Raw genomic sequence first — 10,578 nt, 5'->3', positions numbered from 1 at the left:
GGCTACACGCCGGCCGTCACGACCAGGGCCGGCGTCACGGTGGCCCGCGTACTCACCAACGCCGGCGAGGTCGCCGCCCGAGGCCAGTTCGCGCCGACGGGCGGGACGGCCGTCGTGGACCAGGTGGAGACGGCCGCCCGCCACCGCCGGCGTGGCCTCGGCACCGTCATCATGCGCACCCTCGCCTCGGCCGCCGCCTCGGCGGGCGCACGCCAGGGCATCCTGGTCGCCACGGCGCAGGGCAGGGCCCTGTACGAAACCCTCGGCTGGACCGTCCACACCCCGATGACGGCCGCGGTCCTGACCGTCTGATCCCGCGGTACGGGGACCCGTCCCGAACCTGACCCGCTAGAAAGAGACCGACGGCAACGCGAGGCAGGAGAGTCACCAGTGGGCCAGAAACCGCGCATCGGCCTGTCCATCACGCTCGTCGCCGCCCTCGGGATGGCCGGTTGCGCGTCCGGCGAGACGCCTGAACCCTCCGCCGCCACGCAGGCCCGGCCGTCCGCGGCCTCGCCGGCCCCGCCCACGACGGCGGCGCCGAACCTGGTCCCCTGGATCGACCGGGTCTGCGCCGCGACCCGCTTGTTCCGCGACAAGCCCAAGGCTCCTTCGACGAAGGTCCTCGATGACAGCGTTCCCGATCGAGTCGCCGGGGACTTCGCGGCCCTTGCTCTGCTGGAGATGGCCTCGCACCTCGACTTCGTCGCCGACACCACCCGGGCCTCAGCCGACCTGCTGGAGGAGGCCGGACCTGGACCGGCCGAAGGGGGCGCCGAGATGGTCGCCGGCTATCACGGCGCGCTGCGCAGAATGCTGCCCAAGGTGGAGCGGCACCGCGTCAAGAACAAGAAGGACTACGACGGGATCGGCAAGAAGGTGCGCCAGGTCTCCAAGCTGGTGGCCGCGCTCAAGACCGACGGCCCCGACCTCGACAGCCTCGTCGACCGCAACCCCGCCCTCTCCAAGGCATACGCCGAAGCGGTGAACTGCGGGGCCGACGGCATGTTCCCGCGGCCGGGCGAAGGGGTCCCCACCCCCAAGCCCGGCTGAGGCGGGAGGGCTAGACGAGCGGTCTGACCACGACGGTCTGGTCGCGGCCCGGGCCGACGCCGATCGCGGAGATCGGGGCGCCGCTCATCTCCTCCAGCGTCCTGACGTACGCCTGCGCGTTCGGCGGCAGGTCCTCGAAGACCTTGGCCCCCGTGATGTCCTCCTGCCAGCCGGGGAACTCCTCGTAGATCGGCGTGGCATGGTGGAAGTCGGTCTGCGTCATGGGGATCTCGTCGTGGCGGACCCCGTCCACGTCGTACGCCACGCACACCGGTACGCGCTCCAGCCCCGACAGGACGTCCAGCTTGGTGAGGAAGTAGTCGGTGATGCCGTTGACGCGGGTGGCGTACCGGGCGATCACCGCGTCGAACCAGCCGCAGCGGCGATCGCGGCCGGTCGTGACGCCGAACTCGCCGCCGGTCTGCCGCAGCCACTCGCCCATGTCGTCCGTGAGTTCGGTGGGGAACGGCCCGGAGCCGACACGGGTGGTGTACGCCTTGAGAATGCCGATGATCTTGGTGAGCCGGTTGGGCGGGATGCCGGCCCCGGCGCACGCGCCGCCCGAGGTGGGCGACGAGGACGTGACGAACGGGTAGGTGCCGTGGTCGAGGTCGAGAAGCGTGCCCTGCCCGCCCTCCAGCAGCACGAACTTGTCGTCGTCGAGCGCCTTCGAGAGCACCAGCGAGGTGTCGGCTATGTGCGGCTTGAGGCGTTCGGCGTAGGCGAGGTATTCCTCCACGACCGCCGCCGGGTCGATGCCGCGCCGGTTGTAGACCTTGGTCAGCACCTGGTTCTTCTCGGTCAGGGCGACCTCGATCTTCTTCGCCAGGATGCCGGGGTCGAGCAGATCCTGGACGCGCACCCCCATGCGGGCGACCTTGTCGCCGTACGCGGGCCCGATGCCGCGCCCCGTGGTGCCGATCCTGGCCTTGCCGAGGTACCGTTCGGTGACCTTGTCGAGCGCCTTGTGGTGGGGCATGATCAGGTGCGCGTTGGAGGAGATCAGCAGCCGCTCGGCGGAGATGCCCCGCTCGGCCAGCCCGTCGATCTCGCCCAGCAGCACGCCGGGGTCGATGACCACGCCGTTGCCGATGACCGGCACCACGTCGGGCGACAGGATCCCGGTCGGTAGCAGGTGCAGCGCGTATTTCTGGTCTCCGATGACCACGGTGTGACCCGCGTTGTTGCCACCCTGATAGCGGACGACGTAGTCGACGTCGCCACCGAGCAGGTCGGTGGCCTTGCCCTTGCCCTCATCGCCCCACTGGGCACCAACGAGTACGGCAGCCGGCATGGTTCAGTCTCCCGAGCACAAAACGAAACCCCTGGCGCAAGCGCGACAGGGGCTCTTGCGTGGAGAGACTACCCGAACGTGGTTATTCGTCCCAAGGGCTAGCTCTGGGTCAGCGCGTCGTAACCCGTTTCCGTGCTGTCCTTGAGGAACTGCAGGCACCGCTCGGCTTCGTCCTTCTCGCCGATCGCCTGAGCCGCCCTGGACAGCGCGTGGAGGCAGCGGAGGAAGCCCCGGTTGGGCTCGTGCTCCCATGGGATCGGCCCGTGGCCCTTCCAGCCGTTGCGGCGCAACTGGTCGAGCCCGCGATGGTAGCCCGTACGGGCGAAGGCATATGAGGTGACGGCGTGCCCCTGGGCGAAGGCCTCTTCCGCGAGCACAGCCCAGGCCGTGGGGAAGGAGGGGAAGCGGGCGGCCACGTCGGAGGCCTTGGCCCCGGCTTCGAGCGCCTCCCTGGCCTCGGGCAGGTCCGGCAGGTGAGTCGGGGGCGGCCCGGCGAGAAGGTTATCCATAGGACAAGTCATACCCGCCGGGCCGCCGAAGTGGCTAGGAGATCTTCGTCCCACTCGACTTCAGGCTCCGGCACGCCTCCGCGACGCGGGCGGCCATCCCCGCCTCGGCGGCCTTGCCGTAGGAGCGCGGGTCGTAGGTCTTCTTGTTGCCCACGTCGCCGTCGACCTTGAGCACCCCGTCGTAGTTGCGGAACATGTGGTCCGCGATCGGCCTGGTGAAGGCGTACTGGGTGTCGGTGTCGACGTTCATCTTCACCACGCCGTACGAGATGGCCTCGTGTATCTCCTCGAGCAGCGAGCCGGAGCCGCCGTGGAAGACCAGGTCGAACGGCTTGTCCTTGCCGAACTTGGCGCCGACCGCGTCCTGGATCTCCTTCAGCACGCTCGGCCGCAGCTTGACGTGGCCCGGCTTGTAGACGCCGTGCACGTTGCCGAACGTGGCGGCCAGCATGTAGCGGCCCTTCTCGCCGACGCCCACGGCCTCGGCGGTGGCCAGCGCGTCGCCGGCGGTCGTGTAGAGCTTCTCGTTGATCTCGCCGACGACGCCGTCCTCCTCGCCGCCGACGACGCCGATCTCCATCTCCATGATGATCCGCGCCCTGGCGCACTTGTCCAGGAGCTCCTTGGCGATCTCGAGGTTCTCCTCGAGCGGTACGGCCGAGCCGTCCCACATGTGCGACTGGAACAGCGGGTCGAGGCCCTTGGCCACCCGCTCAAGCGAGATGTCGATCAGCGGCCGCATGAAGCCGTCGAGCTTGTCCTTCGGGCAGTGGTCGGTGTGCAGCGCGACCGTGACCGGATATTTCGCGGCCACCACCCTGGCGTACTCGGCCAGCGCCGTCGCGCCCGTGACCATGTCCTTCACCGTGGTGCCGGACAGGAAGTCGGCGCCGCCGGTGGAGACCTGCACGATCCCGTCGCTCTCGGCCTCGGCGAAGCCCCGCAGAGCGGCGTTCAGCGTCTGCGATGAGGTCACGTTGATCGCCGGGTAGGCGAATCCGCCGGCCTTCGCCCGGTCGAGCATCTCGGCGTAGACCTCTGGAGTCGCAATAGGCATGATTCATCTCCCTGAAAGTAACGGCTTCGCGCGAGCCCAGTATCCCGGCTCCCTACCCCGCGTGGTAGAGACAACGCGACCTCATTGGTCACTTTGCGCCCCTCCACTACAGGTAGGCTCTCCGGGTGGACTGGCTTTGGAATCTTCTGGACCCGACGTGGTGGCTCACGATTCTCGGCGCATTCGCCACGGTCGGCGTCCTGGCCATCATCTTCGCCGAAACGGGGCTGCTGCTCGGCTTCTTCCTGCCCGGCGACTCGCTGCTGGTGGCCGCGGGGATTTTCAGCTCGGCGGCGGTGGCCCAGGGAATGGGCATCACACCGCTTTCGCTGCCCGTGCTGCTGATCGGCACGCCGCTGTGCGCGATCGCTGGCGCCCAGCTCGGGCATTTCCTGGGGGCCCGGTTCGGCCGCAGGCTGTTCGACAAGCCGGATTCACGGTTGTTCAAGCGCGAGCACGTGTTGCGGGCCGAGGAGTTCTTCGAGAAGTTCGGCCCCGCCAAGGCGGTGGTGCTGGCGAGATTCGTGCCGATCGTCCGCACGTTCATGAACCCGGTGGCGGGCGTGCTGGAGATGCCGGCCAAACGTTTCCTCGTGTGGAACGTCGTCGGCGGCATCGTCTGGACCGAAGGTCTCATCCTGCTCGGCAACGCCCTCGGCAGGGAGGTCGATCCCAAGCAGATCGACAAGTACATTCTGCCCGGCGTCTTTCTCATCGTGTTCGTCTCGATCATTCCGATCATCGTCGAGGTGATCAAGAAGCGCCGAGGTGAGAAGGTCGCCGCCGTCTCCAGCGGCAAGCACCGCGTCACCAACGGCCGCCACTAGCCCCGACGGCGGATCATTCGGCTGTACGCTCCCCCTGTGGGACGCCACAGGTCAGATCCGATGGGCATGGCCCGATTAGCCCTCACCGTCCTGGCGGCGGGAGCCGTGCTGACCCTGCTGGTCATCGGCGGCCGCGCGCTGCTCCTCGCGCCGGGCGGGCAGGCGCCTGAACGCGAGCGCGCCTCCGCCCCGGCCACCGGCCTCGCCACCGCCCCGGCCTCCGACGCGACCGCGCGGGTGCCGACTCTCCGCCTCCTGTGCGAGGCGGAGACCTGCCCCACGGTCACCGTACGCGTGCCGGGCGGCGACGTGCTCTACCACCACGAGATGACCAAGGGCGAGGAGCTCAACTATTTCGAGCCCGAGCTGGACGTGGTGCTCAGCGACGCGGGCACGGTGCGCGTCACCGAGAACGGCGAGCCGCGCGAGCAGGGCGACGCCGGAAAGAGGGAGGCGTTCACCGTCCGGGAGCCCGGCTAGAGCCCCAGATCGGCGAGTGTGTAGGCAGTGCGGTAGTCGAGGCCCTCGCCGGTGACGCGCTCCCTGGCACCCCGGTCGATGATCGTCGCCACCGCGACCACCTCGGCCCCGGCCTCCCGCAGCGCCTCCACGGCCGTCAGCGGTGAGGCGCCCGTCGTCGAGGTGTCCTCGACGGCCAGCACGCGCCGCCCCTTCACCTCCGGCCCCTCGATCCGGCGCTGCATGCCGTGCGCCTTCTGCGCCTTGCGCACCACGAACGCGTCGAGCGTGCGCCCGCGCGCCGCGGCCGCGTGCAACATGGCGCCCGCCACCGGGTCGGCCCCCAGCGTGAGCCCGCCCACCGCGTCGTATTCCAGGTCGGCGGTCAGGTCGAGCATCACCCTGCCGACGAGCGGCGCGCCCACGCCGTCGAGCGTGATGCGCCGCAGATCGAGGTAGAAGTCGGCCTCCTTGCCCGAGGAGAGCGTGACCTTGCCGTGGACGACGGCCTTGCTCTTGATCTCGGCCAGCAGGTTGTCGCGATCCGTCATGCGCCCAAGCTTATGGCCCGCCCGTGATCGCCTCCCCGCAGCCGGTTTAGCCGTGACAGGTAATGCGGAATGTATGCGCGGGGCAACCCTTCGTAATCGTGAGGCCGATCATGGGTGTCGAATTGCCGCAAAGCGATGCAAGCTTGCTACAGGCCGCCCGGCAGGGCGATGCCGCCGCCTACGGGCGGCTCTACGAGCGGCACGTGGCCGCGGCCCGCGCCATGGCCCGGCAGCTCGTCCGGCGGGCCGAGGCCGAGGACGTCGTCACCGAGGCGTTCACCAAGATCCTCGACCTCGTGGGCAGGGGCGGCGGGCCCGAGTCCGGCTTCCGCACCTACCTGCTGACCGTGGTGCGGCGTACGGTGCACGACCGTTCCAAGCTGGCGGGCAGCCAGGCGGGCGAGGTCGAGGAGTACGACCCGGAGGTGCCGTTCGTCGATCCCGCGCTCGCCGGGCTGGAACGGTCCCTGATCGCCAGGGCGTACCTGTCGTTGCCCGAGCGCTGGCGGGCGGTGCTCTGGCACACGCAGGTGGAAAGGTGCAAGCCTGCCGCGGTGGCGCCGCTGCTCGGGTTGTCGGCCAACGGCGTGGCCGCGCTGGCGTACCGGGCCAGGGAGGGGCTGCGGCGGGCGTACCTGCAGATGCATCTCGGCGCCGCGCCGCCGCACGACTGCCGGCCCGTGCTGGGCAAGATGGGCGCGTACGTCAGGGGCGGGCTGACCAGGCGCGACGCGCGGGCCGTGGAGCGGCACGTGGACGCCTGCGAGGAGTGCCACGGGGTGATCCTGGAGCTCACCGACGTCAACCGCGGGCTGCGGGTGCTGGTGGGGCCGCTGATCGCGGGGCCCATGTTCGGCCGGTACGCGGCGGCGCTGGCCAGGCCGGAGCCGGCCGACGGGGCGGGAGGGCTGCCCCCGGCCGTCCGCCGGCTCTGGCGGGCGCGCCGCCGGCAGCCCGTCGTGCTGGTCGCGGGCGTGGCCCTCACAGTCGCCGCGGCGGCGTCGTTGTGGCAGAGCGCCGACGGGGAGCCCGACGGCACACCGTCGACCGCGACGGTGGCCGCCCGGCCGTCGGAGCCCGTACGAGCGGTGCGGGTGCCGCCCCACGGCGACCCCGAACGGGTGCCGCCCCACGAGAAACCCGGCGAGGTGCCGCCCCGGGGAGGGGAGCCCGAACGGGTGCCGCCGCCCCGCGTGGAGCAGACGCCCGAGGGCACGGCGCGGTTGCGCGCCACCGTCGACGTGCTCGGCGCACTCGTACGCGCCCACCCCGGCATCGTCGGCCTGCGGCTGCGCAACCACGGGGAACGGCCGAGCGAAGACCTGACGGCGCACGTGACCCTGCCGCCCGGCGTGACGCTCATGCCGCCCGCCCGCCGTGGCAGCCCGGCCGTCGTGGGCCCCGCGGACGGCTGGGAGTGCCGTCCTTCGCTGGGCGGCGCCCGCTGCACCAGGGAGCCGCTGGCTGCGGGCCGGGCGACGGCCGTCTTCCTGCGGGTGGCGGTGGCCCAGCGGGCCCCGCGCGGCACGGGCCCCGCCGCACGGATCGACGCGGGCCCGCTGCGGGTCAAGGCGAGGGGCGGCGAGGGCGTACGCGCGACGGGTGCTCCCGCCAGGTTCGCCGCCGACGGCACGGTGACGGTCAAGGCGGTGGGCAACGCGCTGCTGAGCTGCTACGAGGAGAGCCCCGGCTGTGAGCAGGCCCGGCGTCGCGACGGCGGCAGGCGTGACAACGACCTCTGGCCGATGGCGGTGGTCGACCGCGACGGCGAGCTCGGCACTTTCGCCTCCAGCGGGGCCAAAGTGTCGCTGCCGAAGGGCGGCAGGATCGTGTGGGCCGGGCTCTACTGGTCGGCCGGCGGGTCGAGCACCGGGCCCATCAAGTTCAGGCCGCCGGGGCGGCGCAAATATGCGACGATCCGGCCCAGCCACGTGGCCGTGCGCGAGCTGCCTCAGGGCCCGGTCTACCACGCGTTCGCCGACGTCACGGGGCTGGCGGCGGGCGCACGCAAGACCGGCGTGTGGTGGGCGGCCGACGCTCCCATGGAACAAGGGGCCTCACGCCACGCGGGGTGGAGCCTCGTGCTGGTCGTGGCCGATCCGGCGCAGCCGTACAGCCAGGCCATGGTGCTCGACGCGGCCACGGTGGTGGGCGGGCGCGCCCGCCGGGTGCGCCTCCCGCTGGGCGGGCTGCGCCCCGCCGGCACCCCCGCCAGGGCCGCACTGGTGGCGTGGGAGGGTGACGCCGATCTCAAGGGCGACAAGGTCTCGCTCGGCTCCGGCGCGCTGCGCCCGTCGGGCGGTGACCGCGATGCCGCGAACGTCTTCGACGGGTCGTCGGCCGGGGTGGCGGAGATGACGTTCGGTGTCGATGTCGACACCTTCAGCGCCGAACTCGGAGCCGATCCGGGGCTGACGATCGCCACGGGCAAGGACGCCGTTCTCTTCGGAGTCGCGGCCATAAGCGTACGAGCACGTTCGTGACCATAATCAGGACAAAATGGTACGGTCGGCCTGAGTGGTCCGGCGCGATGGCGGGTGAGGGGCGAATCGTCGGGATTAACCCTCGCACGATCACCTGCTTTCATTACCCTGAGAAAGGGCCGCCGAGTCCGGTCTCTGACGGTGCAGAGCCAGCAAGGTCGGACCACCAGGAAAGGGGCGGTGTCAGTGGATCGCTGTGCGCTGTTCGTGGACGCCGGCTATCTGCTGGCTGATGGCGCGATGGCCGTGCACGGCACGCGTCATCGCGAAGCGGTCTCCTGGGATTATCCGGGGCTGCTCCAGCTGATGACCGGCTTGTCGCGCGAGCGCACCGGCCTGCCGCTGCTGCGGTGTTACTGGTACGAAGCGACCGTCGAAGGGCGGCGCACTCCGGAGCACGACGCGCTGGCCGACATACCGGGGCTCAAGCTCAGGCTGTCACGCATCCGGCCGGGCCGGCGCGAGGGCGTCGACGCCCAGGTGCATCGCGACCTCATGACTCTCGCGCGCAACAACGCCATCTGCGACGCGGTCGTCCTGAGCGGTGACGAGGACCTCGCGCAGGTCGTGTGCGACGCGCAGGACCTCGGCATCAGGGTGAGCGTCATCCACATCGCGGTAGAGGGCAGCTGGGCCGTGTCGCGCTCGCTGCGGCAGGAGTGCGACGACCTGGTCGAGCTGGGCGCCGTCCACCTGCGGCCGTACGTCAGCATGGTCAGCGGCGGCGCCGAGACGGCCAACGGGCACCACCAGCCGATCAGCAACGGGCAGGCCACCCACTCGCTGCCGCCCGGACAGAGCTCCACGCCGGCGCTGCCGTCCCTCCCGCAGGCGTCGCCGTCGGGCAGTCACGCCTCCGGCAACCACGCGGCGGGCGACCGCGCGTCGGGCAGCCACGCCACCGGAAGCCACTCGGGCGGTCACGCCGCGGGCAGCCATTCGGGCGGTCACTCGGGCAACCACTCCACCGGCAACCATGCCGGCAACCATGCCGGGAGCCACGCCGCCGCGCAGAGCCAGCCGTCGTCCAACGGGCCGTCGCCGTCGGGGCAGGGCCAGTCGTCCACGCCTTCGTTGCCGACGTACGCCAACTACCAGCCCGAGCCGCAACCCCCGCCCCAGCAGCCGGCCGCGCAGCCCGGCACCAACCAGTTCCCCTCGCAGACGACCGGCGGCAACACCGGCCAGTACACCCCGCCCACGACGGGCGGCAACACCGGACAGTTCCCGTCTCCGACGACCGGCACCGGCCAGTACGCGTCGCCCACCAGTGGCAGCAACACCGGCCAGTACGCGTCGCCGACGACCGGTAGCAACACGGGCCAGTACGCGTCGCCCACCAGCGGCAGCAACACCGGCCAGTACGCCTCCCCGGCAGGCGGCTACCAGCAGGGCCCCTACAGCGGGCCGCAGCCCGCGCCGGTCACCCCGTCGGCCTCGACCGCAGGCGCCACCACGCTGTCCGACGCGGTCAAGGCCGCGCACCGGGAAGGGCACGACTTCGGCGAGTCGGTCGCGCGGGACGCGCCCGCGCTCTGGCTGGAAGCGGTGCTGGCCCGCAAGCCGCGCATGCCCTCCGACCTGGAGGCGCGGCTGCTGCAGGGCTCGTCGCTGCCGATCGACTTCCTGCTGCACGACGAGGTGCGCCACGCCCTGCGCCGCGGCTTCTGGGACGCGCTGGAACGCGCCCGCCAGTGACCCCCCGAAGAGGGTCAGGACAGGGCGTCGAAGCCCGCGCGCAGGCTGTTCACCCGGTCGGCCAGGTCGGCCAGCGGGGCGGCCAGCGCAGGGTCCTGTGACTTGCGGGCCAGCTCGCGCACCCGGGCCAGTTCGTCCTCCACGGCCGTGAGCCGGCGCGACAGCTCGGGGAGCACCGCCGTGTGGTCGCCGGTGCCGGGCGGCAGCTCGCCGCTCAGGCGTTCTCTGAGCAGGGACGCCTGTTCGGCCAGGCGTTTGTTCATGTTGTACAGCTCGGTGAACACCGACACCTTGGCCCGCAGCACCCACGGATCGAACGGTTTGGTGAGGTAGTCGACCGCGCCCGCCGCGTAGCCGCGGAAGGCGTAGTCGGGGGCGCTGTCGACGACGGTCAGGAAGATGATCGGGATGTTCCTGGTGCGTTCGCGCCGTTTGATGTGCGCGGCCGTCTCGAAGCCGTCCATGCCGGGCATGCGCACGTCGAGCAGGATGAGCGCGAAATCGGTGTTGAGCAGCGCCTTGAGCGCCTCCTCGCCCGACCGGGCACGCACGGGCACCAGGTCGAGGGAGCTGAGGATGGCCTCGAGGGCTATCAGGTTCTCCTCGCGGTCATCGACCAGGAGGATCTTCGCACGGTCGGTCATCGA

Annotated in this window: 11 protein-coding genes; 6 read left to right on the top strand and 5 right to left on the bottom strand. The window is 71.0% G+C overall.

Features of this window, described 5'->3' with window-relative positions; translation table 11 throughout:
* Both GUY59_RS26925 and GUY59_RS26920 read left to right on the top strand, forming a co-directional pair.
* On the top strand, positions 1 to 312 hold a 312-nt coding region (locus tag GUY59_RS26925; RefSeq protein ID WP_161714718.1), incomplete at its 5' end, for a GNAT family N-acetyltransferase.
* A 78-nt stretch (positions 313 to 390) separates the two neighbouring features.
* Positions 391 to 1,053, top strand: a complete 663-nt coding sequence (locus tag GUY59_RS26920; protein ID WP_138202467.1) for a hypothetical protein — start codon at positions 391 to 393, stop codon at positions 1,051 to 1,053.
* 10 nt (positions 1,054 to 1,063) lie between these two features.
* Here GUY59_RS26920 and GUY59_RS26915 read toward each other — a convergent pair whose 3' ends face one another.
* The 3 genes from GUY59_RS26915 to fbaA all read right to left on the bottom strand — a co-directional run bounded on the left by GUY59_RS26915 (position 1,064) and on the right by fbaA (position 3,913).
* On the bottom strand, positions 1,064 to 2,347 hold the full coding sequence (locus GUY59_RS26915; protein WP_138202466.1) for an adenylosuccinate synthase: 1,284 nt from the start codon (positions 2,345 to 2,347) through the stop codon (positions 1,064 to 1,066).
* Positions 2,348 to 2,445: 98 nt separating this feature from the next.
* Positions 2,446 to 2,856, bottom strand: a complete 411-nt coding sequence (locus tag GUY59_RS26910) for a DUF3151 domain-containing protein (protein WP_201761371.1) — start codon at positions 2,854 to 2,856, stop codon at positions 2,446 to 2,448.
* Positions 2,857 to 2,890: 34 nt separating this feature from the next.
* Complete coding sequence (gene fbaA / locus GUY59_RS26905; protein WP_138202464.1) at positions 2,891 to 3,913, bottom strand: class II fructose-bisphosphate aldolase; 1,023 nt, start codon at positions 3,911 to 3,913, stop codon at positions 2,891 to 2,893.
* Positions 3,914 to 4,038: 125 nt separating this feature from the next.
* Between fbaA and GUY59_RS26900 the strand changes: the two genes are divergently transcribed.
* Both GUY59_RS26900 and GUY59_RS26895 read left to right on the top strand, forming a co-directional pair.
* Positions 4,039 to 4,740 carry a DedA family protein gene (locus GUY59_RS26900; RefSeq protein ID WP_138202463.1) on the top strand — a complete coding sequence of 234 codons (702 nt, stop codon included), beginning with the start codon at positions 4,039 to 4,041 and terminating at the stop codon, positions 4,738 to 4,740.
* A 66-nt stretch (positions 4,741 to 4,806) separates the two neighbouring features.
* A complete protein-coding gene (locus tag GUY59_RS26895; protein ID WP_138202462.1) occupies positions 4,807 to 5,220 on the top strand; it encodes a hypothetical protein in 414 nt (137 codons plus the stop codon).
* Here GUY59_RS26895 and pyrE read toward each other — a convergent pair.
* On the bottom strand, positions 5,217 to 5,750 hold the full coding sequence (pyrE, locus tag GUY59_RS26890; protein ID WP_138202461.1) for an orotate phosphoribosyltransferase: 534 nt from the start codon (positions 5,748 to 5,750) through the stop codon (positions 5,217 to 5,219). The genes GUY59_RS26895 and pyrE overlap by 4 nt on opposite strands.
* Before the next feature lie 143 nt (positions 5,751 to 5,893).
* On the opposite strand from pyrE, the gene GUY59_RS26885 reads away from it, so the two are divergent.
* Together GUY59_RS26885 and GUY59_RS26880 are read left to right on the top strand one after the other, a co-directional pair.
* Positions 5,894 to 8,233 (top strand): sigma-70 family RNA polymerase sigma factor, encoded by a 2,340-nt coding sequence (locus GUY59_RS26885; protein WP_161714717.1) that lies wholly within the window; start codon positions 5,894 to 5,896, stop codon positions 8,231 to 8,233.
* A 186-nt stretch (positions 8,234 to 8,419) separates the two neighbouring features.
* A complete protein-coding gene (locus GUY59_RS26880; RefSeq protein ID WP_138202459.1) occupies positions 8,420 to 9,931 on the top strand; it encodes an NYN domain-containing protein in 1,512 nt (503 codons plus the stop codon).
* Between the two features lie 14 nt (positions 9,932 to 9,945).
* Here GUY59_RS26880 and GUY59_RS26875 read toward each other — a convergent pair whose 3' ends face one another.
* Positions 9,946 to 10,575: a response regulator gene (locus GUY59_RS26875; protein WP_132339491.1), complete on the bottom strand. Its 630-nt coding sequence runs from the start codon at positions 10,573 to 10,575 to the stop codon at positions 9,946 to 9,948.
* Positions 10,576 to 10,578 lie beyond the last annotated feature (3 nt).

This window comes from Nonomuraea sp. K271 (assembly GCF_009908215.1).
GTDB classification, from domain to species: Bacteria; Actinomycetota; Actinomycetes; order Streptosporangiales; family Streptosporangiaceae; genus Nonomuraea; species Nonomuraea longispora.
The sequence above is the reverse complement of the archived record's forward strand: the minus strand, read 5'-3'. Positions and strand labels throughout refer to the sequence as shown.

Coding starts and splice junctions, on each gene's coding strand:
- GUY59_RS26910 (WP_201761371.1), bottom strand. CDS start 2,856: ATGGATAACCTTCTCGCCGGGCCGCCCCCGACTCACCTGCCGGACCTG.
- GUY59_RS26895 (WP_138202462.1), top strand. CDS start 4,807: ATGGCCCGATTAGCCCTCACCGTCCTGGCGGCGGGAGCCGTGCTGACC.
- GUY59_RS26875 (WP_132339491.1), bottom strand. CDS start 10,575: ATGACCGACCGTGCGAAGATCCTCCTGGTCGATGACCGCGAGGAGAAC.
- fbaA (WP_138202464.1), bottom strand. CDS start 3,913: ATGCCTATTGCGACTCCAGAGGTCTACGCCGAGATGCTCGACCGGGCG.
- pyrE (WP_138202461.1), bottom strand. CDS start 5,750: ATGACGGATCGCGACAACCTGCTGGCCGAGATCAAGAGCAAGGCCGTC.
- GUY59_RS26915 (WP_138202466.1), bottom strand. CDS start 2,347: ATGCCGGCTGCCGTACTCGTTGGTGCCCAGTGGGGCGATGAGGGCAAG.